Source organism: Bacteroides sp. AM37-9, from assembly GCF_003603455.1.
Classification (GTDB): domain Bacteria; phylum Bacteroidota; class Bacteroidia; order Bacteroidales; family Bacteroidaceae; genus Bacteroides; species Bacteroides xylanisolvens.
This window is the reverse complement of the sequence record NZ_QTNF01000015.1, coordinates 21,249-48,062: the sequence shown is the minus strand read 5'-3', so window position 1 is coordinate 48,062 and position 26,814 is coordinate 21,249. Positions and strand designations below refer to the sequence as shown.

The window sequence follows — 26,814 nt, the reverse complement described above, 5'->3', positions numbered from 1 at the left end:
CGTATATTCTATTTTCGTTAATTTAACGAATCGGATCAGATTTCAGTTTCTTCTTGTAAACCCATATACTTACTATAAAATAAATAAGTACTTGTATCCAAAGGGTTATATATTCCGGTCTGATATCCGCCATACTGGCTCCCATAGAATTCAATTTCACAAAAGCAAGTGTGCCTGGTGCAGCGGGAAGAATGTAATGTGCAGCTTTCCAATACCAGGGCATTAGTTCCATCGGATAGGAAACCCCGGAAAGAAAGATTAATCCTACAGAGAAGAAGGCGATCATGAGTAGGGGAGCTTCTGAATCCGTAAAATATCTGGAAGCTGCCAACCCCAGAAAAGAGGTCGCCATCAGGTATGGAATCAATAATAATACAATGTATAGTCCGTTTCCAATATTAGGGATACTGAAAAAGTGGGGGAGCAAGCCTAATAGAAAGAAAGCAAAGATAGCATAAAGAGCACAGTATACGGATGTTTTTCCCGCCACTATACGAATGGCAACTCCCCAGCCATATCCAAAAGGAGTGTAAGCGCGGATTCCTCTGTTGCTGTGCTCTTCTCCGGTCACCATACCAATAACCATCAATAAAGTCTGGAAGATTATAATCATCATAACTGCGGGAATAAGATAAGAGCCATAGCCTTCTGTATAATTATAAAGTGCAGTTCCTATTACATTGATCGGTTTTGCCATAGTTACGGCAAGCAATCCTTGAGGCGGAAGAAATACAGCTACATCAGGCCTGTATTTATCATTAATAGCCAGCATGACACGCGATGAAGCCCCCTGCAAAGCCTCGAAATACAGGAAAGCATCCGTAGTTGCATAAAGAGAAAATACGGCTTCATCTCCCCGGAACACTCGCTTCTCAAAATCATGAGGCAGATAGAGTATTCCCTGTACTTTGCCTTCTTTCATCCATTCTTTTGCTTCGTGATAGTCCATCGCCTGGCTATAAATCTCTGCTTGGGGAGTAGCATCCATCCAACGGATAAAGTCACGACTTAATTCACTATGCGAATTATCGACTACGGCAACAGGAACATCGGTTACAATATTCGGTGCATACATATAATTGTAGAGTAATCCGTAGACAAAGATTCCTCCCATCAACACAAGCAGAACTGCATAACTGGTACTGATAGCTAGAAATTCACGACGAATGATGAATGATAACTGTTGTAACTTACTTAATTTTTTCATACTTATGACTTTCTATAGCTCGTTTTAAATGGGGAAGCAACAATAGGGCCAACAACGGAAAGATACAGAGTATCACAGCCGACGGCCAAAGATGGATAAAACCACCGCCTCCATAAAGCATGGTTTGCATCATCTCCGTAAAATGGCGGACAGGAAACAAATAGGAAGCATCCCTCACCAACGGATACATATTGGGAACCGGAAAGGTCACCCCGGACAAGGTAGCCCCCAGAGAACCTACCATAGAGACTACGCTTATCACCAACGAAATTGCCGGAAACAGCGAGAATAAAAACAGCCCTAAAGCCTGCGTCGCAATGATGAAAAGCACGGTCATGATATTCATTAACCACCAACTCCCTTGAAAAGGGATATGCAGGATACCGAACATGACATAATTAGCTAACCACCCTATCAATATATATATAATGGTATAAGGCAATAACTTACCCAAAACAGCAGTTACTATATTGCCTTTAGCAGTCGTCAACCAATCATTTGCTGTACGGAACTTAATTTCAATACCGACCGTATAGACAGTAATCAACAAGATCAAGACCTGAAACAAAACAAAGAAAAAGGGCTGACTCAAATATACCGAATAATCCAAACTTGGATTATATATCGGATGGTTATTAGCCTGCACTGGTAATAAAAAGGTGGTAATCTGATTTTGTTCTACTCCGAGAGCCACGGCTTGCATCACCACAGGGGAAAGAGCCACCGGAGCTAATGATGTTTCGAATGCCGCCATCAGCTCACCGCCTACCGACAATAATGCATAGTGATAATAGTAGGAGAGTGTTGCATTCTTTCCGGTGATAGCATCTTGCTCAAATTGGGGAGGTATGGAAAGATAACCATAAATCTCTTTCTTTTGTACAGATTCACGGGCAGCCGCTTCATCTGCAAAATGCTTTGTCACTTTAAAAGTCGGTACGGCAGAGATATTCCTGGCAATAGTCCGGGAAGTAGCAGTGTTATCCTGATCGACAATACCGATAGGAATATTTTCCATCTGTCCGTTGCCAAAAATCGTAGCCATAAAGAAAAGGGTGAACAACGGCAAAACAATGCAGACGCCAAAATAAAGGCGCCGCGAAGTCATTCGCTGCCATTCTCTTAACAATACGGAACGAAAAGGGGAGTATGTTTGTGATTCATCCATTCGCTGGTTTATTTGATGTCAATTAGTCTAAAGTCAATAACACGGACATACCGGGACGCAAATCATCCACTTTTTGAGTAGGACGCGCATGAATCTCAAATGTACGTAAGTCATAACTTCCGGTCTGCTTGGTTGATTTCCAGGTCGCAAAACTGCCTAACGGACTTATATAATAGATTTTGAACTCTATATTTTCTTTACCGATGGCGGGTACATCTGCAACGAATGTTCCGTCCATTTTAAACTGTGGCATCAGATCTTCCCGTACGTTAAGAACGACATGTATATCATCCATAACCACCAAGTTCATAATGGGAGTTCCCGGTGCAACCAATTCTCCACGTTTAGGAAAGATCGTTGCTATCTGTCCGTTTTCCGGAGCTGTCAACCGGGAGTCGACCAATAAAGCCGAAACTTCATCCACCGTGCTTCGTGCAGCATCCACCATACTGGCAGCTGATGCTTTATCTTCTTTCTGTGCACCGTCTACAGCCATCTGATACTGCTCGTATGCAGCGCGTTCGGCTGCTACAGCCGCTTTATACATCGCTTCTACTTCATCCTTCCTTTGAGAAGTGACAACACTGTCTTTATATAAAGTGAGAATACGGTTGTAGGTTGTTTGAGCGAGAGTTAGGTCACTCTTCGTTTTATTCCACAACTGCAATGCAGTAGCCACAATCTGACGACGGGTTCCGGCATCTATTTTCTTGTTTTGCTGTACCGCTACTTGTTCCAATGCATTCACTTGTTGATACTTGGCATATATTTCAGGGCTATTAATAACGACAAGAGTATCTCCTTGGTGTACCCAATCGCCTTCCTGAACGAAGAAAGTATCGATACGACCGGGAAGTTTTCCACTGATACGGATTTCTGTTGCTTCAGCCTGTCCTTGCAGAACTAGCTGTTGTTTATGCATTAGTATAACTCCCAAGCCGGTAAAAATACCGACCGCCAAAAGGATGATAACAAAAGCCCATGATAGGGTTTTACTAGTTGGTTTCATTATTTGTTACGGTTTAGGTTGATAGTTTGCAAATTGTTCCGGTGTGCCACAAAGCGAGAGTAGATTTATAAGTGCCACATCATATTCATAATACGCTGCCAAACGAGCTACTCTTACACTGGCAAGCATGGTTTCAGCATCAATAACCTCGGTAGAGGTTGCCATCCCTTCTGTGAAAGATTTCTTTCGGATACGAACCAGTTCTTCGCTTAAAGCAATTGTTGCATTTAGAGCTTTTACATTATCCTGTGCCTTTTCCAACTGCGTATAAAGTTTATCTACACCAACAGCCAAATCGTCGCGAGCCTTCATCTGTCCCAAAGCCAGTGTTTGTTCCGTCAATTTCGATTGCCGTACTTTCTTCTCCCGATCCAGTCCGTCAAAGAGATTCCATGTAAAACCAATACCTATCATGGTACGTGGCAACAAATTACTCTGAATACCATGCGAATACAAGGTCTGTTTTCCGAAAAGGGCTATATTCGGCAGATACCCGCTTTGAGCAATCCGTACTTCTTGTTTGGCAATATGTTGCTGTAACTGTAATTGATTGAGCGTATAGTTTCCGCTGTTTACAGAAAGATCAAAAAGCATTTTAGGTGGTAGTGAATCATTCATAAAAAGGGGAGAGGTAGGAATGATATTAGCATCTGTATCCTTTTTATTTAGCAAGACTTTTAAAGCACTTTGCACTACTGTTTCTTCTTTCCGCGCAGCTTCCAATGCACGTTTGGCTTCGTCCATATTTACTTGGGCAAAAAGTCTGCCTGCTTTGTCAATCATTCCTGCTGCCTCTAATTTCAAGGCATTTTCATAATGTTTCTTCAATCCGTTATAAGTTTCTTCACGAACAGTTACTATTTGTTGTGCCAGCCGAAGCCCATAATAACTTTCAACCAACAGGTTTTGCTGGTTAGCCGATACCTGTGCCCGACTTTCTCGTGCCAAGTCGACCATCGTTCTTCCGATATTGGTGGCACGAAAACGTTTACCACCGGAAAAGAGCACCCACTCGGCTGATAAATCAACAGTAGTCAGGTTTCTGGGAGTCAGGGGAAACACCAGTGTGTTGGCTCCAATTTGATCTAGTATGGATGAAATGACCTGATCATCCGGAATAATGGAATGTACAAAGTCTTTAGCCGGATCAGTAAACTGCGATAGGGGCTGTTTTACTTCAATCTTCTCCGACATGTGCACAAACGCACCCGTAGACTGAAGACTGGGATACCAGAAAGCATTCAGTTTATCACGTTCAGCCTTCGCAATCTCAATACTCTTATCTGCAATTTTCAAACTCTGATTTCCCTGATTCAGCAGATGCAGTGATTCTTCAAAACTTAATGGTGTCTGTGCATCTATCTGACTGATGGAGAAATACAAAGTCAATAGTATAAAAAGTCGCTTATTTTTTTTCATACTGGTTAGGTTATATCTGATTTCGAGATATTCTAACAGATGAAAAGAGAGGTTTGTTCACGCTCTTTCAGTTCCAGTCCTTTTTTCATCAAAACAAAAGAGTAAAAGCAACTTTGACATTACTTTTTTCTTTCATTAAAATTTCTGTGATTTTATTTGAGATATAAAAATTATGTTTACCTTTGCATCACCGTTTCATAAGGCTTTTAAGTCGGGAAACACAGTAAATATGCGGTAATAGCTCAGTTGGTAGAGCACTAGCTTCCCAAGCTGGGGGTCGCGAGTTCGAGCCTCGTTTACCGCTCTTTTGAAAATCAGACAGTTAACTTAAATACACTGCCTGATTTTTTTATTTCCAAGCCCCTTTTCTATTGAAATACATATTATAGAGGAAAAGAAACAAAACATGACTTTAGAAAATTAATGCATGAAGAATAGGGCAATTCATGCATTTTTCGTATTTTTGCACCCTGTTTTAACACTCAAGAAAACTTTAAATAGAAAAATATAATGGCAAAAGAACTGAAAGACCTTACCAAACGTAGTGAAAACTACTCACAGTGGTACAACGATTTGGTGGTAAAAGCTGACTTGGCAGAACAGTCTGCTGTGCGCGGATGTATGGTGATTAAGCCTTACGGATACGCCATCTGGGAAAAAATGCAACGTCAATTGGATGATATGTTCAAAGAAACAGGACATGTAAACGCATACTTCCCGTTATTAATCCCGAAATCATTCTTAAGCCGCGAAGCTGAACACGTAGAAGGTTTTGCTAAAGAGTGTGCCGTTGTAACGCATTATCGCTTGAAGAATGCAGAAGACGGTTCAGGAGTTGTAGTAGATCCTGCAGCTAAATTGGAAGAGGAATTAATTATCCGTCCGACATCAGAAACAATCATCTGGAATACTTATAAGAACTGGATTCAATCTTACCGTGACCTGCCTATTCTTTGCAATCAGTGGGCTAACGTTTTCCGTTGGGAAATGCGTACACGCCTTTTCCTGCGTACTGCTGAATTTCTGTGGCAAGAAGGCCATACTGCTCATGCTACTCGTGAGGAAGCGGAGGAAGAAGCAATCAGAATGCTGAATGTATATGGTGAATTTGCAGAAAAATATATGGCCGTTCCTGTTGTAAAGGGAGTAAAATCAGCCAACGAACGTTTTGCCGGCGCACTTGATACATATACAATTGAAGCCATGATGCAGGATGGAAAAGCGTTGCAGAGTGGTACCTCCCACTTCCTGGGACAAAACTTTGCAAAAGCATTCGATGTTCAATTTGTTAATAAAGAAAACAAGTTGGAGTATGTTTGGGCTACTTCATGGGGCGTTTCTACCCGTTTGATGGGGGCATTGATTATGACTCACTCGGATGATAACGGATTGGTATTACCTCCGCATTTGGCTCCGATTCAGGTAGTGATCGTTCCTATCTATAAGAATGACGAACAACTGAAACAAATCGATGCTAAAGTAGAAGGCATTGTAGCGAAACTGAAAGCATTAGGTATCTCTGTTAAATATGACAATGCAGATAATAAACGTCCAGGCTTTAAATTCGCCGACTATGAATTGAAAGGTGTACCTGTTCGTTTGGTTATGGGTGGTCGCGACCTTGAAAACAACACCATGGAAGTGATGCGCCGTGATACACTGGAAAAAGAAACAGTTACTTGTGAAGGCATTGAAATGTATGTTCAGAACTTGCTTGAAGAAATGCAGGCTAATATCTACAAGAAAGCATTGGACTACCGTAACTCCAAGATTACAACAGTAGATACCTACGACGAATTTAAAGAAAAAATCGAAGAAGGTGGATTTATTCTGGCTCATTGGGACGGAACTACTGAAACAGAAGAAAAGATTAAGGAAGAAACCAAAGCAACCATTCGTTGTATTCCGTTCGATTCATTTGTTCCGGGAGACAAGGAACCGGGTAAATGTATGGTAACAGGCAAACCATCTGCTTGCCGCGTGATATTTGCACGTTCTTATTAAATAGAAATCACACATAATTATAAAAAGGATGGAAACGATTCAATCGCTTTCATCCTTTTCTTTTTCCATCCATATTATATTATTTGTGACCTGTCCTAATAGTTCATAGGACATTCAATAGTTATTTCAAACTCTTTTTTCAATCCATTTCAGTTTTATTTCAGAAATATCCCTTTTCTTTGTAGCTGTAAAAAAGAAAGGAGACAAAGTTATGAAGATATTGATTGTAGAAGACGAACCCTCTTTAAGAGAACTGATTCAATGTTCACTTGAAAAAGAACGTTACGTTGTGGAAACAGCCAGTGACTTTAATTCTGCTCTACGCAAAGTTGAAGACTACGACTATGATTGTATCTTATTGGACATCATGCTACCGGACGGAAGCGGACTTGATCTTCTTGAACGACTGAAAGCTCTCCATAAACGGGAGAACGTAATTATTATTTCCGCAAAGGACTCCTTGGAAGACAAAGTTTTGGGACTAGAACTGGGAGCAGACGATTATTTGCCAAAACCATTTCATTTGGTTGAACTAAATGCACGAATTAAAAGCGTGATTCGCCGTCATCAGCATGACGGAGAAATTGATATCCGCCAAGGTAATGTACGAATAGAACCGGATAAATATCGTGTATTTGTCAACGATCAGGAAGTGGAGCTAAATAGAAAAGAGTATGACATCCTGTTATATTTTATCAATCGTCCCGGAAGATTAATCAATAAAAACACTTTGGCCGAATCAGTATGGGGAGATCATATTGACCAGGTTGACAATTTTGACTTCATATATGCACAGATTAAGAATCTTCGCAAAAAGCTCAAAGATTCGGGTGCAAATATTGAAATCAAAGCGGTCTATGGGTTTGGGTATAAAATGGTAGTAGAATAAAAAAAAAGAGAATATTGTCCATGAAATTAATATATTACATCATTCTTCGTATTACGCTTGCTTTGACCTTCATACTGACGGTCTGGGCTATCTTTTTTTATGTTACGATGATTGATGAAGTCAACGATGAAGTGGATGACGCTCTGGAAGATTATTCGGAAACCATCATTATCCGGGCATTGGCAGGAGAGGAGCTACCTTCTAAAACCAACGGCTCCAACAATCAATATTATATGATGGAAGTAAGCAAAGAATATGCAGAAAGCCGGGAGGATATTCAATATAAAGACTCTATGGTATATATTGAAGAAAAAGAGGAAACCGAACCGGCACGTATTCTTACTACTATCTTTAAAGACGATGAAGGACGATACCACGAACTGACAGTATCAACTCCCAGCATTGAAAAAGATGATTTGAGAGATGCCATCCAAGTATGGATTATATTTTTGTATGTAGCTCTGTTATTCTGCATTATTATCATTTCCGTATGGGTGTTCTATCGGAATATGCGACCGCTCTATGTGCTTCTTCATTGGCTGGACGGTTATCAAACAGGAAAAAAGAATAAGCCGTTGAGTAACGAAACCCAAATCACGGAATTCCGAAAATTAAATGAGGCTGCTATTCGTTATGTAGAACGTACGGAGCAGATGTTCGAACAACAAAAACAATTTATCGGAAATGCTTCACATGAGATACAAACTCCACTTGCTATCTGCCGTAACCGATTGGAAATGTTGATGGAAGATGATTCGTTATCAGAAAAACAACTGGAAGAACTGATGAAAACTCACCAGACTTTAGAATACATCACTAAATTAAACAAATCTCTACTATTGCTTACCAAAATTGACAATGGCCAGTTTACAGATACCAAGCAATTGGAACTAAATGGACTTCTCAAACAATATCTGCAAGATTACGAAGAAGTTTACGACTATCGTAACATAGAAGTAACTATCGATGAACAGGACATTTTCAATGTGACAATGAATGAATCTCTGGCTGTTGCTTTACTCACGAATCTCCTAAAAAATGCATTTGTACATAACATTGACGGGGGACATATCCGGATCACTGTTACCAAAAACAGTATTACTTTCCGAAATTCAGGAGTAGAAAATCCGTTGGATAAGGAACATATCTTCGAACGTTTCTATCAAGGAACTAAAAAGGAAGGATCTACAGGTCTGGGACTAGCAATAGCCGATTCTATCTGTCGTTTGCAACACTTGAGTATAAGATATTACTTCGAACAGAAAGAGCACTGCTTCGAGATTTCCAGACAATAATTTTTTATTCAGAAAACACAAAGGACACGGAGTAAAAAGTGAATAACTTGTCGGTAATCATCATCCGATCTATCAGCTGTATTCATTTAACTTATTTCTCTGTGTCCTTTGCGTCTTTTATGGTGAGTCAGTTATCGGGATCGTATTTCTCTCCTCATAAACATGATATAAGAGATAGCGAAACAGATAACTGTTGCTGCAATCAGTCCCGTCAGTTGCGGCCATACGACTAAAAGACTTTGTCCCAACGGGAGCGGACTGGGAATAGCTCCCTGCACCTGTTCCATAGTCAATGGTCCCAAACTTCTAACAGAAGGCATCAATAATGTAGTGGTAGCTTCATTAAACAATTCACTCGGTGCCAAACGCATCAATCCCAAAATAAACTTTTGATAACTGATAATCTGATAAGGCGACGCCATCTGTGACGGGCTTAAACCTTTTGCCACCAAATTAACAATCATGGTATAGAATACGCTAAAGAATAACCAAACAGCCACCGATGCCAATGCAGAAGTCGCTGCCTGACGAAAACGAAGTGAAAACAAAATAGCTAAATTCAGCCAAAATGCTACATAAAAGATACTGGTAATGATGAAGAAAACAATTCGCCAAAACTCTTCTGCTGTAGGAGGAATGCCAATGGCAATCAATCCACAGCCCATTACCAAAAAGCCCAATACAAACAGCATGATACCTATTACAATTAGAGCAGCCACAAACTTCGCGTTAATAATGCAATCACGATGAATAGGCTGGGACAGCATACGGCTCAACGTTCCTTTATTTTGTTCGGAATTGACTGCGTCAAATCCTAAGGCGATTCCCAATAAAGGTCCTAAGAAGTTAATAAACAGTACAAAAGAGGGGAGAGTCCCATCTGAAACCGTAAACAACTTCAAAAATAAAAACGAGCCGTCCGGATCATTAGGCTTGATAGCTTCACCAATATTTGTGAGTGCTGTATATAGCGATCCCATGCAGGTAAGCGCTATAATACCTATTAATATAATGAACCGCCAACTTTTGACATGGTCGGAAATTTCCTTGTTGACGATCACCCAAAAAGGATGATTGACTTTATTCATGTCTTTCTCCTCCTTCCTCAAAATAATGGTTATAAATATCAGACAATTCCTGTTTCTTGTCTTTCAGTTCTGCCATATCGATCAACGCAAGTAATTGGCCATTACTAAACAAACCAACACGGTCGCACACTTTCTGTACCTGATCCAAGTGATGGGAAGAGAAAAGTACAGTCAACCCCTCTTCCTTACTCAACCAGCGAATCAGTTCGATAAACTCCTGAACACCGGCCGGGTCAATTCCTGAAGTCGGTTCATCGAGGATAATAATCTCCGGATTTTTAATAAGCACATCAGCCAATCCCAACCGCTGTCTCATACCACGAGAATATTTCCCGGTCTTTTTGGTTAACTGTTCTTCAAGGCCTACCCGCTTCATCAGTTCCATAGCTTTGGTTTTCGCCTCCTTATCAGGAATACCATTTAATCGCGCTGTATAGATCAAGTTCTCCGGTCCTGTCATATCATCATAAAATCCTACATCTTCAGGCAAATAACCTATCCTCCTTTTTACTTCAATAGGATGAGTGGTAGAATTTATTCCACAGATTTCAACTGTTCCCGAAGTAGGCTCCGTCAACCCTAGCATCATTAAGATAGTAGTTGATTTTCCGGCACCATTCGGTCCCAGCAATCCGAAGATTTCCCCTTTCCGGATATTCAGGCGAATATGATCTACAGCAGTGAAATTACCATATTGTTTGGTCAAATCGGTAAGTACGATCACTTGTTCGCCCATCATTTACCTCCTTCCATATTTACGGAACAGATAGTAAACCACACCGATAGTAGCAATGATGATAAGCACACCTACCCATCCCCATATCATCGGAGTTTTTACCGCAATTCTGAACTGCGCGTCGGCATTTACTTCAGGAGTTTTGGCCATGATAGTAGTCACATAGTCCCCGGGCAGCGCTTTTTTAGAAGCTTTCAAAGTAGCCATTACCGTTGATGTCTCTCCAGCTTTTAATGCGTCAACCTTTGAAGGTTCAAAAGTAACTTCCCAGTCTGCAGGTTTATTGGCAGACAACTGAATGTCTTTCAGTAATGAAGAACCAGTGTTTCTTACTTCCAGCTCTAATTTCTTCACATCACCAGCTGTGACATCTGTGCTTAATAACCCGCGAGGAGTAGTCAGTTCCATTTGATAAGAACCGGTGACAACTACTTCCAGTTCCAATTCGGCAGAAGTTGTACCTGTAGCAGCACGTACCGGAATTTTATAGCTACCGGCTTCTACATTGGCAGGAGGGGTAATATCTATACTTACATTTTGTGTACTGTTTGCCTCTACTTGTGCAGAAGTGGCTTGTTTGTAGTTCGGTTTAAAAACGACATTCCACCCTCTGGGGGCATTAGCCATCAAAGCATATAGTTGCTGATCGGCGGTCTGATTCTTTAAAGTAGCACTGAAAGTGAAGGTTGATTTCGAATTTCCCTGCATATTGGGCTGGTCAGTAGTAAATTCGGTTTGGTACGTTCCTTTTTGAGCAACCACCACATCCAAGGGAAGTTTAGCGTTTCCGGCATATACCACAAAATGATAATTGCCTTTATTCACTTTTAATGGAACTTCGACTTTTAAATTAAAAGTCTTTTTCTCTTTGGGAAGTACCGACAACTGGCTAAGACTCCAGCCACCGGATTTCATTTCGTGTTTCCAACTGGAGGACAATCCACTAACAGAAAGATTCGCATTCGTCAATTGGTCCGTGTTGTTGATAAGATCAATACTGTAATCAATTGACGCTCCGGGCGATACGGAGATTTTTGTGTAAGGTGTGTACAGAATCACGCTTTTCGGTATTGAATCATTGGCGTGTGTGTAACTCATGGGAATAACCCCCAATAGAATAGCTAATAATAAAAAATAATTTGTTCTCATAGTCATAAAAAAGTTCTTATGGTTATTTAATATGAATATTGTCAAATTCGTGTGTGCAAAAATAAACGATGTGTATATTAGTAGTTTTAAAAGAATCCTAAAGAATCTAATTTCAGGAAGAAATTATAGTGACGCTATCCTTATGGGATGGTGACGGTATCCTTTATAGATAGTGACGCTATGTTAACAGGATAGCGTCACTATATTTTTATGAGATTTTTTTTCGATAATTTTCAAAATTCCCAAATCTTTTCAGATTCTCCTTTCATCTTTGAAATGTGAAATTAATAATAGTAGTAAAAACCAATATTTAAAAAACAACGATTATGAAAAAGTTAGTATTCTTATTAGTATGTCTTTTTACTTTGCAAACAGTAGCTCGTGCAGATGACGACAAACCTATTCAGGTAACTCAAATGCCACAACAGGCACAGCAGTTTATCAAACAGCATTTTGCCGACAGCAAAGTAGCATTAGCCAAAATGGAAAGTGATTTCTTCTATAAAAGTTATGAAGTGATTTTCACTAATGGCGATAAAGTAGAATTTGATAACAAAGGAAACTGGGAAGAAGTGAATTGCAAATATAGCGCGGTACCTACAGCTATTATCCCTGCAACAATTCAAAAATATGTAACGACCAATTATCCCGATGCTAAAATCCTGAAAATAGAGAGGGATAAAAAAGATTATGAAGTAAAACTGTCCAACCGTACGGAATTGAAATTCGACTTGAAATTTAATTTGATTGATATTGACTTCTAAACCTTTTAAAATAGAACAAAGATGAAACTAAAGATTTATACACTCTTACTGGCACTTTGCGTTACATGGAGCCTACAAAGTTGTGATAACGACGACGATAATTCAATTGCTGTTCCTACCGAACTTCAAAACGCATTTTCATCTAAATACCCTAATGCTGCAAATGTGAAATGGGAAACTAAGTCCGGATATTATGTAGCAGATTTCTATGATGGATATGAAGCATCTGCATGGTTTACCCAAGATGGAAAATGGCAAATGACAGAAACGGACATTCCTTACAGTGCATTACCGCAAGCTGTGAAAACTTCTTTTGAAAAGAGTGAATATGCTTCGTGGAAACAAGATGATGTAGACAAATTGGAGCGAACAGGCGTTGAGACTATTTTCGTAATTGAAGTCGAAAATCAGAACCAGGAGATAGACTTATATTATTCTGCGGACGGAACTCTGATTAAAAGTATCGTAGACACTGATGATGATAACACCGGTCATCTTCCCGTTCAATTGACTGAAGCAATGAGAAACTTCATTAATGAAAAATATCCGAATGCCAAAATCATGGAAATAGATGTAGAAGATGATAGAAATGACTGGGATTTCGGATATACGGAAGTGGATATCATTCATAACGGAATATCAAAAGATGTTTTGTTCGATCAGACCGGAGATTGGCATTCTACTTCATGGGAAGTACGTCAAAATGAACTGCCCGAAGCTGTCAAAAATACGATTAATAATCAATATGGAGAATATCGTTTTGACGAAGCGAAACGTATTGAAAAAGCAGATGGCACCATCTATTATCGGATCGAACTGGAAAAAATGAATGTAGATCTTGAAGTAAATATCAATGAAGACGGCATTGTCATCCCATAAAAAAGGATGCACATGCTCCTGATTACATAATTCTCACATATAATGAACGTTGACATATCCGCCTGGAATCATGTCATCGTTTATTATATGTTTATTGTTGTTGCGAATGATTTCTCTTTACTGCCGATTTGGCTGTTTTATCAGTGATACTGTCCGTCTGTTGCGGTTTCACCTTTTCCGCTTCTTCCCGTTTGCGCTTATTACGCAACCGCCATTTATTCCAAAAATAGAGATCACTCCATTTATTGAAGTCCTTCTTATACATGATACCTACTCCCTGTGTAGTCAAATTCGTTTTTGTATAATAGCGGTCATTCGTCTCATTATAAGCCTTCAAACGGATATCTCCCGAACGGGTAATCAACCATTCTGCTTCAAAGTCTCCTACAAAGTTAGTATTAGCCATCGGATTATCCCGATAACCGAAGTTTCCGTTTATCAATAAACGATTATTCAATAATTGTCCCGATAGAATACCTTCTACTTCCATATCCGTCCAACCTTTATCACCCGTACTCAAATTCGTACCTATATTCCAGTTATTTGTTTCAAAGACTTGTGAAAGTGCATTGTTCAACTGGCCGGAGAGGGTAGATGAGAGCACCGAAGACATCACATTCGAATTTTGATTATTATTCCGTGCATCTTCCGTATAAAACTTACCAATACCCAGCAGGTAAAGGATCTGCATATTCATCTGCTCTTCCGTACTGATATAGTTACGTACCAATGTTTGTATTTCATCCCTTTCATTTGGAAGCTCTATGCCCAGCTTGATAGTCGGACGTACCAGCATACCACTTAAATTCATGATACAATTTACACGTACATTGGGTTGTTGGATAATAGCCGAAGCATCCGGTATCAAGTCATTCAAGGAAGCAGAATTCACTGTATATGAAGCTTGTATATCCATGTTAGCATCCAGAGGTGCTCCATTGAACGTTATTGTGCTTCCATCCTTAATTATAAAGTCCTTACGGATTACTTCCTGCAAGCTGAATTTATATACTCCCTGATTAATCCGATAATTACCAAACATCTTCACATCACCCTTATTATAAAATTCCGTTCGAATATTTCCCGTACCTTTTCCGCTAATATAATCTCCGGCAATAGGGTCCATGATAATTCGCATGGTGGCATCGGGAGTTGCATCCACCAGAATATTCAAACGGATATCCGTTTTCTGCTCTTCTTCTGCCTGACGTTTTTGCTGTATTTGTTCATAATATGAGATTACCTGAATAGAATCCTGAATAGTACGACGGGGTGTTTTATCTACAAACTTAATAAACTGATTACTGGTAGCCGATGCTACACTGCCATTAATATAAGTAAAGGTAGTATTTCGGTTAGTTGTCATAGCCACGTTTACGTCCAACCCTTGTGTGGCATTTCCGGCAAGTAATACATTTCCGGTACCGTATACCGTACCATAGAAAGGCATATCTGCCGATTCCTTCGTATTCATCACAAGCATATTATTTGCCTGTATCTCAAAACGATAGTTTAAGTTCTTAAAATGCTGGAAATGCAAATATCCGTCCATTCTTCCCGAATGTCCTTCCATGTCGGATATATGTATATTATTAAATGTCAATCCGGTAGGAGCCAGATGAATCGTGTCTTTTACAGCAAAATGTGTGTTCAGAATATCAAACTTCATGGAAGCGTCTGTCATAACCGCACCATCCAAATTCAATCCTTTGAATTTTCCATAGAAATGTACTTTTCCCGTCCCACGTCCTTTAATATCATTGGCAATAGACTTCATATAATGTTCGAGGAATTTTAAGTTCAATTCATTTGCTTCAATATTTAAATCAAGTCCGCTCTCGGGTTTCAATGGATAAATAATACCTGTGACACGTGACGGAGAAGGGGATATGTCCTGAATGGATGCATCCAACCGGATACCTCTATTTTCGTTATCCCACTCACCATAAATATCCAAATCACCCAAGCGACCCTGATTAAGTGAAAAGTTCTTTATATATAAACGGGTATTCATAATAGGTTTCTTTAGCACTCCGCTTGCATAAGCTGTTCCCGTTGCATCACCTTCAAAATTCACATCGTCGGATATGCTTGCAATATCAAATACATATCCCATATTTATATCTTTTAAATCAACCTTTACAGTATCTTTAGGATTCTCGGAGAGCCGGCCGTTAATACGTACATATCTATCCTGATGGCTAAAGTAGAAGTTATTCACATCCACCCTGCCTGAATCGACCACCACTTGTGAAGCATGTATCTTCCAAAGAGTATCGTTTAAAATAACATCAGTAGGTTTTACATCTACCATCGCTTTCAACAATGGTTTTTCTCCGCTTGTACGTAGAAATTTGGCAATGGCAGCCAATTGCCCGCTATATGTCACTGCAGCATTATTCCCCCAATTCAATGTCGTACTGACATTATCATCTTTAGCTTGTGCATCCAAGGATAGATTGACTGCCCCTTTCTTTTTCAAAGAAGTCAAACGAACCTGTGCACGAATATGATCTGCAGGATTCTCGCACAGAATCATGCCCGACTCAATAAAGTTATTTTTATATTGCAGACGGGGAAAATATCCTTCTACACGCAAGCGTTGTAAGGCATCATTGAAATATCCCTTCAATGTGGAATGAGTGTACACTGTCAACGGTATATCAAAGATTGTAGATAAAATGTCCGTATTATATATATGTACGTCAAACAGAAAATTGTTATGTGTTTCAATCGGCTTCTTGGGAGGTAATATCAAAGACGGCACATACTTCCGCATAATATTCAGAATACTGGCAGGTAATGTGTGGTACTGGAATTTACCTTCTATACTTGCTTTCAGGAATTCTGAAGTCAATCTTAGTTGGTTCTCGCCGTTCTGTTTGGTAGCCCGGATATTCATATTCTGCATAAAATATGCTTTATCCGGAGCTGTAAATTCCAAACTATCCACATTGATTTCTCCAATCATCTCATCCACTGATCCACCTGTGAAATTAGCTTTCAGTTTTAAAGAGAACTCCGCATCTGGGTATTTAGTCGTAAGATTCAAATCATGTGGACGTACTTTGTTGACTACTGCAAGAAAATTAAAAGTAGGCACTTTAGACGTAACATTTACATCTCCATTCAGATAAATCGATCCATTAGGGTCATCCAACGCCACTTTACCATTAAATCCACCTTGTTTGTATTCTCCATCCAATGTGATATTTTCATATCTATATCTGCTATAATCTACCGAAGCGATCAATCCTTTCAATTCCACAGCTGGCAATTGCCCGGTAATGTGCCGCCCATGTACATCCAGATTGAAAGTGATTTCTTCCAACTTCTCATTATCCAATAATTTACCTAGCTGGAAATCTTCAGTTTTGACAGCACCGGAATATGCAAACAGTCCTTTAGCCTTGTCAGAACTCAATTTTAAGTCGGTTTTTACATTTCCAAGACTCGTTTGTAATTGCCCGTAAGTAACTAGGTCCGTAAAGTATCCTGAAATCTCTCCCTGAAAACTTACATTTCCCAAACGTTCGAGAAGCGGAGGAACTCCATTATAATTGTGACTCAAATTACGCACTAAGAAGCCGACTCCACGAGTATTGGCCGAAAGCTCGGAAAGTGTTCCATATACATACGCATCTTGTGGACGCGACAAGTCCTGAAGCGACACATCCCCTCGCAAACGAAACTGGCGGTCGTCGGCCGTAATTTCCAAATGCGAACAAGTCAACTGGTCCACAGTTCCCTTCACCTCCATATCCAATGTCACCGGTTCCTTGAAATGCGATAGGATAGGAACAAAAGGAGAAATATCTTTTAGAGTAACTTGCGACGGCAAAGTACGGAAAGAGAAATGCACTTGTTCTGTAAAACGGTCAAAAGCTTTCAAACTATCATACTCTAAATGAATGGTATCCAGCTTGAGAGATGTTTCGGGCAACTCTATAGTAAAATTATCAATGTTTGTCTGCTTGTTATTGGCAACCAGTTTCAAACTCATTTTTTTCAAAGAAAAGCCGGATGCCTTTTCATCAAGGCTCAATCGCTTGATTCCTAAATTCAAAGAGTCCTTACTTAAGGCTTTCAGCGATATATTGGCTATGATATTTTGAAGCTGAATATGCTTGGCGTTAAATTTTCCCGGTGTTTCCTGTTCCGATAACACATGATAGGACATCCTTCCACGACGAATCAGGATGGAGTTAATTCGTAAATCAAGTGAACTTTCTTTCTTTACTGTATCTTTGGAAGCAAAAGCATCCAAAACAAATTTAAAATTAGGAGGAGACTCCGGAGTCTCTTTCCGGAGATCGATATTAAATCCGAAGAGCTGAACACTGCTAATGGATATCTTTCCTTTAAAGAAAGGCATAATATCAAACTTGGCGGATAAACGAGTGACTTTAAGCATTTCCTGACCACTTTGATCGTCAAGCAATACATCATCAATAATAATACGGTTCAATAGACCGATATTAATTCTACCAATCACTACCTTTGTGTTTAAAACTTCGGAAAGTTCTTTAGCCACAAATACACTCATTGTTTGCTGAATGCTTGGTATATTCAGCAAAACAATAGTCCCGATATATACTCCCAGTACAATACCAACTACCCAGCGTACAGTCTTTTTCAGCGTTCTGATATGCGATAACTTTTATTTTGCGAACAAAAATATAAAATAGTTCGTTACGAATCGTAGTTTTATGATTACTTTTGCACCGTTTAATAGTTTAAATACTTATGAGTGCAATAATTTTAGGAATTGAATCCTCCTGTGACGATACGTCGGCAGCCGTAATCAAGGATGGTTATTTGCTGTCAAATGTGGTATCAAGTCAAGCCGTACATGAAGCATACGGTGGAGTAGTACCCGAGTTGGCTTCACGGGCACACCAACAAAACATCGTACCGGTAGTACATGAAGCATTAAAACGTGCCGGTGTCACCAAAGAAGAGTTGAGCGCAGTAGCTTTCACTCGTGGTCCAGGATTGATGGGGTCTTTGCTTGTCGGAGTCTCCTTTGCAAAAGGATTTGCTCGTTCCTTAAACATTCCAATGATTGACGTTAATCACTTGACCGGACATGTTTTAGCACATTTTATTAAAGCAGAAGGAGAGGAAGAAAGGCAGCCCGCTTTCCCATTTCTTTGCTTGCTGGTATCCGGAGGAAATTCACAAATCATACTGGTAAAAGCCTATAATGATATGGAGATCCTCGGACAGACTATTGACGATGCGGCAGGTGAAGCAATTGATAAATGTTCTAAAGTGATGGGACTTGGCTATCCGGGTGGACCAATCATTGACAAATTAGCACGCCAGGGAAATCCGAAAGCTTTTACATTTAGCAAACCGCATATTCCCGGTTTAGATTACAGTTTCAGCGGATTGAAAACTTCCTTTTTATATTCATTACGCGACTGGCTAAAAGATGATCCAGATTTTATAGAGCATCATAAAGTGGACCTTGCAGCATCATTGGAAGCTACTGTAGTGGACATTCTGATGGATAAATTACGGAAAGCTGCCAAAGAATATAAAATTAATGAAATAGCAGTAGCTGGAGGAGTTTCCGCAAATAACGGATTACGCAATGCTTTTCGAGAACACGCCGAGAAATATGGTTGGAATATTTTCATCCCTAAATTCAGTTATACTACCGATAATGCAGCCATGATTGCCATTACCGGATATTTCAAATATCTGGATAAGGATTTTTGTTCTATTGATCTTCCGGCTTATTCCCGTGTGACATTATAATAAGTATACCTTATATATAATAGGATAAAACTAAGAAGTATGTTTGCCGAAATAATAACCATTGGCGATGAACTGCTGATAGGACAGGTTGTCGATACTAATTCTGCCTGGATGGGGCAGGAATTAAATAAAATAGGTATTGAGGTTCTTCGTATTGTTTCAATCCGTGACCGGGAAGAAGAAATCATGGAAGCGATTGATAATGCGATGGAAAGGGTGAATATTGTTTTAGTAACCGGAGGCCTCGGACCTACCAAAGACGATATTACCAAACAGACTTTATGTAAATACTTCCATACGGAACTGGTTTTCAACGAAGAAGTATTCGAAAACGTAAAGCGGGTACTGGCAGGAAAAATACCAATGAATGCACTCAATAAAAGCCAGGCAATGGTCCCGAAAGATTGTATGGTAATAAATAACCCTGTGGGAAGTGCTTCTGTCAGTTGGTTCGAGAGGGATGGCAAGGTACTTGTTTCCATGCCGGGCGTTCCACAAGAGATGATTGCTGTGATGACAGAAAGCGTGTTACCTAAGCTGCACGATAGGTTTCAAACGGATGTTATTATGCATCAAACATTTCTCGTACAGCACTATCCGGAATCTGTATTAGCCGAAAAGTTAGAATCGTGGGAGAACGCTTTACCGGAATGCATTAAATTGGCATATCTACCCAAACTTGGCATTATTCGTCTTAGACTGACAGGACGAGGACAAAACAGAGAAGAAGTAAAAGTTCTTCTTGAACGTGAAAAGTTAAAATTAGAGGAAATACTTGGTGAAGATATTTTCAGTGAAGAAGATACACCATTGGAGGTTATAGTCGGTGAGCTTTTAAAAAAGAAGAAATTGACCGTTTCCACCGCAGAAAGTTGTACCGGGGGCAGTATTGCCGCACGGTTGACTTCCATCGCCGGCAGTTCTGAATATTTTAATGGAAGTGTAGTGGCCTACTCTAATGAAGTGAAAATGGGGCTTTTGCACGTTTCCTCCGAAACTTTGGAACGATATGGAGCTGTCAGTGAGGAAACTGTGATTGAAATGGTAAAAGGTGCGATGAAAACATTAAAAACAGATTGCGCTGTTGCTACTTCAGGGATAGCAGGCCCTGGAGGTGGTACTCCGGAAAAGCCGGTGGGAACTGTATGGATAGCTGCTGGTTATAAAAACGAAATTCATACTTACAAGCAGGAAACAAACCGCGGAAGAGGCATGAACATTGAAAGAGCTGGCAATAATGCCCTATTAATGCTCCGTGATTTACTCAAATAAAGAAAAATAGGTGCCTGAAAGTGAATTATTTTAAGAAATTCTTGTTTTATACGGATAAAAGTGCTTACTTTGCGTCCTGTTTGAAATAAGTATAGATATAAAACTATAAAAATAAGATAGAAATGTCGAAGATTTGTCAAATTACCGGAAAGAAAGCCATGATTGGCAACAATGTTTCACACTCAAAGAGAAGAACTAAAAGAACCTTTGATTTGAACTTGTTTAACAAAAAGTTCTATTATGTAGAACAGGATTGTTGGATCAGCCTTAGCCTTTGCGCTAACGGGTTGCGTATTATCAACAAAAAAGGACTGGATGCTGCGCTGACTGAAGCAGTGGCTAAAGGTTATTGTGATTGGAAAAGCATTAAAGTAATCGGCTAAACGTAGAGGAGAAAACTTACAATGGCAAAGAAAGCAAAAGGTAACAGAGTACAAGTGATTCTGGAATGTACAGAACACAAAGACAGTGGAATGCCGGGAACATCTCGTTATATCACAACTAAGAACAGAAAGAATACTACAGAAAGACTTGAGTTGAAAAAATACAACCCAATTCTGAAGAGAGTAACAGTACACAAGGAAATTAAATAATAAAAGTAGTATAACCCATGGCAAAGAAAACAGTAGCAAGTTTGCACGAAGGTTCAAAAGAAGGTCGTGCTTATACCAAGGTTATCAAAATGGTAAAATCTCCGAAAACTGGAGCATACGTTTTTGATGAACAAATGGTTCCGAACGAAAAAGTACAAGACTTTTTCAAAAAATAATCGAAATAGCATATACGCTATAACTGCAAAATCCTCTCATTGGTGAACAATGAGGGGATTTTTTATTGCTTCTTTTTTTACTTTTCCAATCCTTTGTTATATCTTTGTAGCAAATGTATTATACAAACAAGTGTCAATATGGGATTTTTTAGTTTTTTTTCAAAGGAGAAGAAGGAAACTTTAGATAAAGGATTATCTAAAACCAAAGAGAGCGTATTCAGTAAGATTGCTCGTGCTGTGGCTGGTAAGTCAAAAGTAGACGATGAAGTATTAGATAATCTGGAAGAAGTACTGATCACATCTGACGTAGGTGTAGAAACAACTTTAAATATTATCAAACGCATCGAGAAACGCGCTGCGGCTGATAAGTATGTGAATACTCAAGAACTGAATCTTATATTACGTGACGAAATAGCAGCTTTGCTTACCGAAAACAACTCGGATGATGTAGCTGATTTTGACGTACCCATCACAAGGAAACCTTATGTAATTATGGTTGTGGGAGTGAATGGAGTAGGGAAGACTACAACTATCGGCAAGCTGGCTTATCAATTCAAAAAAGCAGGCAAATCGGTTTATTTGGGAGCAGCCGATACTTTCCGCGCTGCAGCCGTAGAACAGTTAATGATTTGGGGAGAACGGGTAGGGGTTCCTGTTGTCAAACAGAAAATGGGAGCGGATCCTGCATCTGTGGCTTATGACACTCTTAGTTCTGCCGTTGCCAATAATGCAGATGTGGTTATTATCGATACAGCCGGTCGTCTGCATAATAAAGTGGGCTTGATGAACGAGCTGACCAAAATCAAGAATGTGATGAAGAAGGTTGTACCCGCTGCACCGGATGAAGTTTTATTGGTATTGGACGGTTCCACCGGACAAAATGCATTCGAACAAGCCAAACAATTCACTCTGGCAACCGAAGTAACTGCTATGGCTATCACTAAACTTGACGGAACCGCTAAAGGCGGTGTTGTGATTGGTATTTCCGATCAATTCAAGATTCCTGTTAAATATATCGGGTTAGGTGAAGGTATGGAAGACCTGCAAGTATTCCGTAAAAATGAATTCGTTGATTCCTTGTTTGGAGAGAATGCATGAAAAGAAAGAGAATAGATATTATCACTTTAGGATGCTCTAAAAATTTGGTTGACTCCGAACAGTTAATGCGTCAACTGGAAGAAGTCGGATATAGCGTAACCCATGATACTGAAAATCCACAAGGAGAAATTGCAGTAATCAATACGTGCGGCTTTATTGGTGATGCCAAAGAGGAGTCTATAAATATGATTCTGGAGTTTGCTGAAAGAAAGGAAGAAGGGGATTTAAAGAAACTTTTCGTGATGGGTTGTCTTTCCGAACGTTATCTGAAGGAATTGGCTGTTGAGATACCGCAAGTAGATAAATTTTATGGCAAATTCAATTGGAAGGAGCTTTTACAAGATTTAGGAAAGGTCTATCATGATGAGTTATATATCGAACGGACATTGACAACTCCCCAGCACTATGCTTACCTGAAAATTTCAGAAGGGTGTGACCGCAAATGTTCTTATTGTGCCATTCCCATTATTACAGGACGCCATATCTCCAAACCGATGGAGGAAATTTTGGACGAAGTACGATACCTGGTATCGCAAGGCGTGAAAGAATTTCAGGTGATCGCACAGGAATTGACTTATTATGGAATCGATCGGTATAAGAAGCAAATGCTTCCGGAACTGATTGAACGTATTTCCGATATCCCTGGCGTGGAATGGATTCGGTTGCATTATGCCTATCCGGCACATTTCCCAACGGATTTATTCCGGGTTATGCGTGAACGCGATAATGTATGTAAATATATGGATATTGCTCTTCAGCATATCAGCGACAATATGTTGCAATTAATGCGTCGGCAAGTGAGCAAAGAGGATACTTACCGACTGATTGAACAATTTCGTAAAGAAGTGCCAGGCATTCACCTGCGAACAACTTTAATGGTAGGGCATCCCGGAGAAACCGAGGAAGACTTCGAAGAGCTTAAAGAGTTTGTGCGCAAAGTACGTTTCGATCGGATGGGAGCTTTCGCATATTCCGAAGAAGAGGGAACTTATGCTGCAAAAGCATACGAAGATTCTATTCCACAAGAGGTTAAACAAGCCAGACTTGATGAATTGATGGACATCCAGCAAGGTATCTCGGCAGAATTAAGTGCGGAAAAAATCGGTAAACAGATGAAAATTATCATCGACCGTTTGGAAGGAGATTATTATATTGGACGAACAGAATTTGATTCACCGGAAGTAGATCCGGAAGTGCTGGTTAAGCGTTCAGAGAGAGAACTTAAGATCGGACAGTTTTATCAGGTGGAAGTGACGAATGCAGACGATTTTGATTTATATGCAAAGATTATAAATGACTATGAATAATAAGGAATTTACATCCGAACTAGCGGAAAGATTGGGATACACAATCAAGGATACTTCCGAATTGATAGGTTCTTTGTTGTCCAGCATGACACAAGAATTGGAAGAAGGTAATGTGATTGCAGTTCAAGGATTCGGCTCTTTTGAAGTTAAAAAGAAAGCGGAACGAATTTCAATCAACCCGGCAAGTAAACAACGCATGTTGGTTCCACCCAAATTAGTACTATCTTATAGACCTAGCAATACATTGAAAGATAAGTTTAAATAAATAATTTCCCGTTATGAATGAAAGACTAACAATTCAAGACCTTACTGACTTATTGGCAGCCAAACATAGCATGACCAAGAAAGACGCCGAAGCGTTTGTTAAAGAGTTTTTTCTCTTGATAGAACAAGCTTTGGAGAACGAAAAGACTGTAAAAATCAAAGGATTGGGAACTTTCAAACTTATTGATGTAGATAGCCGGGAAAGTGTCAATGTCAACACAGGAGAACGTTTCCAGATAAAGGGACATACAAAAGTCTCATTTTCTCCGGATGCCAATCTAAGAGATACAATAAATAAGCCTTTCGCACACTTTGAGACTGTTGTATTGAATGAAAATACAATTTTGGAAGATACTCCGATAGAAGATGCAGAGGAAGAAGAAGCAGGTGAGGAAGCATCAGCACAAACTGTATTGAATGAGATTGGTGAGAATACGCCCCCCCTTGTAACGGAGGAATATGAAAGCACTGATGATGAACTTTCAGAAAAAGAGTTGATTCAGGAAGAGCAAATAACTGCTCAACCATCTGTGGAAGACTCCATTGAAGAACCTGTTATCGTTGAAAATGTATCTACAGTAGAAGAATCTATTGAGCCATCCTCTCATGTAGAACCTAAAAGGACCAGCACAGAAACTAATATTGAAGAGAAAGTCGAACAGCTGGAAGATGAAGAAGTCCCGGAAGAGGAAGTCGCAATGGTAGAACAACAACCAGCAGCACCTATAATAGAAGAAAAAGAGGAGATCACTGCCGAGAAAATTATAGAACAAGAGCTTATGAAAGCAAACCTGCAACCTGTGGCTCCTATAATACCTCCTGCTAAAAAAGAAACGATAAAACCGGTCAAATCAGAACATGTATCCCAACCGGCTTCTAAAAAAACAGCTCCAGTGAAGGAAAAATCTCCTGTACCTTATTTAATAGCTGTTATTGTAATCGTTTTGTTATTATGTGGAGGGGTTATCCTGTTTATTTATTACCCGGATTTATTTTCTTCTTCATCTGACAAGAATGCGCTGGATATGCCACCTGTGACAACTCAACCCGTTCAACCGGAAACACAACTTTCCGATACAATTGAACAGAAGGATACCATAAAGGAAATAACTCCTGATGTACCTAAAGTTGTTACGCCCACACCACCTGTTGCCCAAAAAGAAGAAACTGCTCCTGCCAAAGCAGAACCCCAGACAGCTCCACAGCAACCCGCTACATCTGCTTATTTGGATTCAGCATCTTATAAAATTACAGGAACCAAAACAAAATATACAATCAAAGAAGGAGAAACTTTAACTAGGGTTTCCTTGCGTTTTTATGGTACAAAAGCAATGTGGCCATACATTGTGAAGCACAATCCGAAGGTTATTAAGAACCCCAATAACGTACCATATGGCACAACAATTGAAATACCGGAACTTACAAAAGAATAAATAGCAATAATCCATTCACCCGATCATACAAATCCTGTATTGATCGGGTGAAATGTTATGGATGTACAAAAGCGTATGAAAGTACCTTAATCTAAAGATTTCGCATTGTTTTTTAATAAAAATTAGTTGCAATCGTTAATTATATGGCGTACTTTTGGAGGCAAAATAAGAAGCCTTACAACACACAGGAAAGGCTTACATAAAATAAAAGGGATTTAAATAATAAAATATTAAGTATTTATGGCTGAATCAATTGATATCCGCGAGCTAAATGAGCGGATTGAAAGACAAAGTGCTTTCGTTACCAATCTTACGACAGGGATGGACCAAATCATTGTTGGTCAGAAACATTTGGTTGAATCACTGCTTATCGGATTACTTTCCGATGGTCACGTTCTTTTGGAAGGTGTGCCTGGTTTGGCGAAAACTTTGGCTATTAAAACACTCGCTTCTCTGATTGATGCGAAGTATAGCCGTATCCAGTTTACGCCGGACTTATTGCCTGCCGACGTTATTGGTACAATGGTTTACAGTCAGAAAGATGAATCTTTTAAAGTGCAGCGAGGACCAATTTTCGCAAACTTTGTATTAGCTGATGAAATCAACCGTGCTCCTGCTAAAGTACAGAGTGCTTTGCTGGAAGCAATGCAGGAACGTCAGGTTACTATTGGTAAAGAAACATTCATATTACCGGAACCTTTCCTTGTACTGGCTACTCAGAACCCTATCGAACAAGAAGGTACTTACCCGCTTCCTGAAGCACAAGTTGACCGTTTCATGTTGAAAGTTGTCATTGATTATCCAAAGCTGGAAGAAGAAAAACTGATTATTCGCCAAAATATCAATGGTGAGAAGTTCAATGTGAAGCCTATTCTCAAAGCGGATGAAATTATTGAAGCACGTAAGGTTGTTCGTCAAGTGTACCTGGATGAGAAGATTGAACGTTATATTGTAGATATTGTATTTGCAACTCGTTTCCCTGAAAAATATGACCTCAAGGAACTGAAAGATATGATCGGATTCGGAGGTTCACCTCGTGCGTCTATCAATCTGGCTTTGGCTGCTCGTACGTATGCATTTATCAAACGTCGCGGTTACGTAATTCCGGAAGATGTACGTGCTGTAGCACATGATGTTCTCCGTCATCGTATTGGATTGACATACGAAGCTGAAGCTAATAATATGACTTCGGACGAAATCATCAGTAAGATTCTGAATAAGGTTGAAGTGCCCTAATTTGTAGTTATAATACAGTCAATAAGTAGTCATTAATATCTATACATGACTACTTAACTACT

The 26,814-nt window shown here is 39.6% G+C and carries 23 protein-coding genes and 1 tRNA gene; 16 read left to right on the top strand and 8 right to left on the bottom strand.

The features are described from left to right. Positions 1–22 precede the first annotated feature (22 nt). Genes DW862_RS12220 through DW862_RS12205 form a run of 4 tightly spaced genes read right to left on the bottom strand, consistent with a single transcriptional unit; the run spans position 23 to position 4,803 of the window. Positions 23–1,207, bottom strand: a complete 1,185-nt coding sequence (locus DW862_RS12220; RefSeq protein ID WP_120068448.1) for an ABC transporter permease — start codon at positions 1,205–1,207, stop codon at positions 23–25. Beyond that, positions 1,191–2,375 carry an ABC transporter permease gene (locus DW862_RS12215; protein ID WP_120068445.1) on the bottom strand — a complete coding sequence of 395 codons (1,185 nt, stop codon included), beginning with the start codon at positions 2,373–2,375 and terminating at the stop codon, positions 1,191–1,193. Before DW862_RS12215 ends, DW862_RS12220 begins: the two co-directional genes overlap by 17 nt. Positions 2,376–2,397: 22 nt before the next feature. Beyond that, entirely contained in the window at positions 2,398–3,384 is a 987-nt protein-coding gene (locus tag DW862_RS12210) for an HlyD family secretion protein (protein WP_120068441.1), read from the bottom strand. A 6-nt stretch (positions 3,385–3,390) separates the two neighbouring features. After that, positions 3,391–4,803 carry a TolC family protein gene (locus tag DW862_RS12205; RefSeq protein ID WP_117808861.1) on the bottom strand — a complete coding sequence of 471 codons (1,413 nt, stop codon included), beginning with the start codon at positions 4,801–4,803 and terminating at the stop codon, positions 3,391–3,393. 231 nt (positions 4,804–5,034) lie between these two features. Here DW862_RS12205 and DW862_RS12200 point away from each other — a divergent pair. The 4 genes from DW862_RS12200 to DW862_RS12185 all read left to right on the top strand — a co-directional run bounded on the left by DW862_RS12200 (position 5,035) and on the right by DW862_RS12185 (position 8,991). Further along, positions 5,035–5,107, top strand: a tRNA-Gly gene (locus tag DW862_RS12200). 206 nt (positions 5,108–5,313) lie between these two features. After that, the gene (gene proS / locus DW862_RS12195; protein WP_120068437.1) at positions 5,314–6,807 is read left to right on the top strand and encodes a proline--tRNA ligase; all 1,494 of its coding nucleotides are present in this window, start codon (positions 5,314–5,316) and stop codon (positions 6,805–6,807) included. Between the two features lie 211 nt (positions 6,808–7,018). Continuing rightward, positions 7,019–7,696 (top strand): response regulator transcription factor, encoded by a 678-nt coding sequence (locus tag DW862_RS12190; protein ID WP_007752797.1) that lies wholly within the window; start codon positions 7,019–7,021, stop codon positions 7,694–7,696. 20 nt (positions 7,697–7,716) lie between these two features. Beyond that, a complete protein-coding gene (locus DW862_RS12185) occupies positions 7,717–8,991 on the top strand; it encodes a HAMP domain-containing sensor histidine kinase (protein ID WP_007752795.1) in 1,275 nt (424 codons plus the stop codon). A 131-nt stretch (positions 8,992–9,122) separates the two neighbouring features. Here DW862_RS12185 and DW862_RS12180 read toward each other — a convergent pair whose 3' ends face one another. From DW862_RS12180 to DW862_RS12170, 3 genes are read right to left on the bottom strand one after another with little or no spacing between them, the layout of a single operon-like run. Further along, positions 9,123–10,079 (bottom strand): ABC transporter permease, encoded by a 957-nt coding sequence (locus DW862_RS12180; RefSeq protein WP_007752792.1) that lies wholly within the window; start codon positions 10,077–10,079, stop codon positions 9,123–9,125. Continuing rightward, positions 10,072–10,815 (bottom strand): ABC transporter ATP-binding protein, encoded by a 744-nt coding sequence (locus tag DW862_RS12175; protein ID WP_004314352.1) that lies wholly within the window; start codon positions 10,813–10,815, stop codon positions 10,072–10,074. The genes DW862_RS12180 and DW862_RS12175 overlap by 8 nt, the downstream gene beginning before the upstream one ends. Positions 10,816–10,818: 3 nt before the next feature. After that, positions 10,819–11,970, bottom strand: coding sequence for an NEW3 domain-containing protein (locus tag DW862_RS12170; protein WP_120068434.1), 1,152 nt, complete (start codon positions 11,968–11,970; stop codon positions 10,819–10,821). A 320-nt stretch (positions 11,971–12,290) separates the two neighbouring features. Between DW862_RS12170 and DW862_RS12165 the strand changes: the two genes are divergently transcribed. Next, the gene (locus tag DW862_RS12165; RefSeq protein ID WP_015531103.1) at positions 12,291–12,728 is read left to right on the top strand and encodes a PepSY-like domain-containing protein; all 438 of its coding nucleotides are present in this window, start codon (positions 12,291–12,293) and stop codon (positions 12,726–12,728) included. Positions 12,729–12,749: 21 nt separating this feature from the next. Next, positions 12,750–13,607 carry a PepSY-like domain-containing protein gene (locus DW862_RS12160; protein WP_120068430.1) on the top strand — a complete coding sequence of 286 codons (858 nt, stop codon included), beginning with the start codon at positions 12,750–12,752 and terminating at the stop codon, positions 13,605–13,607. A 91-nt stretch (positions 13,608–13,698) separates the two neighbouring features. Here the strand turns inward: DW862_RS12160 and DW862_RS12155 are convergent, their stop codons facing one another. Further along, positions 13,699–18,153: a translocation/assembly module TamB gene (locus DW862_RS12155; RefSeq protein WP_120068427.1), complete on the bottom strand. Its 4,455-nt coding sequence runs from the start codon at positions 18,151–18,153 to the stop codon at positions 13,699–13,701. Positions 18,154–18,353: 200 nt separating this feature from the next. Between DW862_RS12155 and tsaD the strand changes: the two genes are divergently transcribed. The 10 genes from tsaD (at position 18,354) to DW862_RS12105 (ending at position 26,752) form a co-directional block, all read left to right on the top strand. Then, positions 18,354–19,373 carry a tRNA (adenosine(37)-N6)-threonylcarbamoyltransferase complex transferase subunit TsaD gene (gene tsaD, locus DW862_RS12150; RefSeq protein WP_120068423.1) on the top strand — a complete coding sequence of 340 codons (1,020 nt, stop codon included), beginning with the start codon at positions 18,354–18,356 and terminating at the stop codon, positions 19,371–19,373. Positions 19,374–19,412: 39 nt separating this feature from the next. After that, a complete protein-coding gene (locus DW862_RS12145) occupies positions 19,413–20,645 on the top strand; it encodes a competence/damage-inducible protein A (protein WP_120068419.1) in 1,233 nt (410 codons plus the stop codon). A 122-nt stretch (positions 20,646–20,767) separates the two neighbouring features. Next, positions 20,768–21,028, top strand: a complete 261-nt coding sequence (gene rpmB, locus DW862_RS12140; protein WP_004314359.1) for a 50S ribosomal protein L28 — start codon at positions 20,768–20,770, stop codon at positions 21,026–21,028. Between the two features lie 21 nt (positions 21,029–21,049). Further along, entirely contained in the window at positions 21,050–21,238 is a 189-nt protein-coding gene (gene rpmG, locus DW862_RS12135) for a 50S ribosomal protein L33 (protein ID WP_002560155.1), read from the top strand. A gap of 17 nt (positions 21,239–21,255) precedes the next feature. Further along, the gene (locus tag DW862_RS12130) at positions 21,256–21,414 is read left to right on the top strand and encodes a DUF4295 domain-containing protein (protein ID WP_004295982.1); all 159 of its coding nucleotides are present in this window, start codon (positions 21,256–21,258) and stop codon (positions 21,412–21,414) included. A 138-nt stretch (positions 21,415–21,552) separates the two neighbouring features. Next, entirely contained in the window at positions 21,553–22,512 is a 960-nt protein-coding gene (gene ftsY / locus DW862_RS12125) for a signal recognition particle-docking protein FtsY (RefSeq protein ID WP_120068416.1), read from the top strand. Next, entirely contained in the window at positions 22,509–23,819 is a 1,311-nt protein-coding gene (gene rimO / locus DW862_RS12120; protein ID WP_120068411.1) for a 30S ribosomal protein S12 methylthiotransferase RimO, read from the top strand. Before ftsY ends, rimO begins: the two co-directional genes overlap by 4 nt. Further along, positions 23,812–24,084 (top strand): HU family DNA-binding protein, encoded by a 273-nt coding sequence (locus tag DW862_RS12115; RefSeq protein ID WP_004314362.1) that lies wholly within the window; start codon positions 23,812–23,814, stop codon positions 24,082–24,084. The genes rimO and DW862_RS12115 overlap by 8 nt, the downstream gene beginning before the upstream one ends. 13 nt (positions 24,085–24,097) lie before the next feature. Continuing rightward, complete coding sequence (locus tag DW862_RS12110; protein ID WP_120068407.1) at positions 24,098–25,516, top strand: HU family DNA-binding protein; 1,419 nt, start codon at positions 24,098–24,100, stop codon at positions 25,514–25,516. A gap of 240 nt (positions 25,517–25,756) precedes the next feature. Further along, the gene (locus tag DW862_RS12105; RefSeq protein ID WP_004314364.1) at positions 25,757–26,752 is read left to right on the top strand and encodes a MoxR family ATPase; all 996 of its coding nucleotides are present in this window, start codon (positions 25,757–25,759) and stop codon (positions 26,750–26,752) included. Positions 26,753–26,814 lie beyond the last annotated feature (62 nt).

Excerpts from the sequence above, each read along its gene's own strand:
- DW862_RS12220 (WP_120068448.1), bottom strand. The coding sequence starts at position 1,207 with ATGAAAAAATTAAGTAAGTTACAACAGTTATCATTCATCATTCGTCGT.
- DW862_RS12215 (WP_120068445.1), bottom strand. The coding sequence starts at position 2,375 with ATGGATGAATCACAAACATACTCCCCTTTTCGTTCCGTATTGTTAAGA.
- DW862_RS12210 (WP_120068441.1), bottom strand. The coding sequence starts at position 3,384 with ATGAAACCAACTAGTAAAACCCTATCATGGGCTTTTGTTATCATCCTT.
- DW862_RS12205 (WP_117808861.1), bottom strand. The coding sequence starts at position 4,803 with ATGAAAAAAAATAAGCGACTTTTTATACTATTGACTTTGTATTTCTCC.
- proS (WP_120068437.1), top strand. The coding sequence starts at position 5,314 with ATGGCAAAAGAACTGAAAGACCTTACCAAACGTAGTGAAAACTACTCA.
- DW862_RS12190 (WP_007752797.1), top strand. The coding sequence starts at position 7,019 with ATGAAGATATTGATTGTAGAAGACGAACCCTCTTTAAGAGAACTGATT.
- DW862_RS12185 (WP_007752795.1), top strand. The coding sequence starts at position 7,717 with ATGAAATTAATATATTACATCATTCTTCGTATTACGCTTGCTTTGACC.
- DW862_RS12180 (WP_007752792.1), bottom strand. The coding sequence starts at position 10,079 with ATGAATAAAGTCAATCATCCTTTTTGGGTGATCGTCAACAAGGAAATT.
- DW862_RS12175 (WP_004314352.1), bottom strand. The coding sequence starts at position 10,815 with ATGGGCGAACAAGTGATCGTACTTACCGATTTGACCAAACAATATGGT.
- DW862_RS12170 (WP_120068434.1), bottom strand. The coding sequence starts at position 11,970 with ATGACTATGAGAACAAATTATTTTTTATTATTAGCTATTCTATTGGGG.
- DW862_RS12165 (WP_015531103.1), top strand. The coding sequence starts at position 12,291 with ATGAAAAAGTTAGTATTCTTATTAGTATGTCTTTTTACTTTGCAAACA.
- DW862_RS12160 (WP_120068430.1), top strand. The coding sequence starts at position 12,750 with ATGAAACTAAAGATTTATACACTCTTACTGGCACTTTGCGTTACATGG.
- DW862_RS12155 (WP_120068427.1), bottom strand. The coding sequence starts at position 18,153 with ATGAGTGTATTTGTGGCTAAAGAACTTTCCGAAGTTTTAAACACAAAG.
- tsaD (WP_120068423.1), top strand. The coding sequence starts at position 18,354 with ATGAGTGCAATAATTTTAGGAATTGAATCCTCCTGTGACGATACGTCG.
- DW862_RS12145 (WP_120068419.1), top strand. The coding sequence starts at position 19,413 with ATGTTTGCCGAAATAATAACCATTGGCGATGAACTGCTGATAGGACAG.
- rpmB (WP_004314359.1), top strand. The coding sequence starts at position 20,768 with ATGTCGAAGATTTGTCAAATTACCGGAAAGAAAGCCATGATTGGCAAC.
- rpmG (WP_002560155.1), top strand. The coding sequence starts at position 21,050 with ATGGCAAAGAAAGCAAAAGGTAACAGAGTACAAGTGATTCTGGAATGT.
- DW862_RS12130 (WP_004295982.1), top strand. The coding sequence starts at position 21,256 with ATGGCAAAGAAAACAGTAGCAAGTTTGCACGAAGGTTCAAAAGAAGGT.
- ftsY (WP_120068416.1), top strand. The coding sequence starts at position 21,553 with ATGGGATTTTTTAGTTTTTTTTCAAAGGAGAAGAAGGAAACTTTAGAT.
- rimO (WP_120068411.1), top strand. The coding sequence starts at position 22,509 with ATGAAAAGAAAGAGAATAGATATTATCACTTTAGGATGCTCTAAAAAT.
- DW862_RS12115 (WP_004314362.1), top strand. The coding sequence starts at position 23,812 with ATGAATAATAAGGAATTTACATCCGAACTAGCGGAAAGATTGGGATAC.
- DW862_RS12110 (WP_120068407.1), top strand. The coding sequence starts at position 24,098 with ATGAATGAAAGACTAACAATTCAAGACCTTACTGACTTATTGGCAGCC.
- DW862_RS12105 (WP_004314364.1), top strand. The coding sequence starts at position 25,757 with ATGGCTGAATCAATTGATATCCGCGAGCTAAATGAGCGGATTGAAAGA.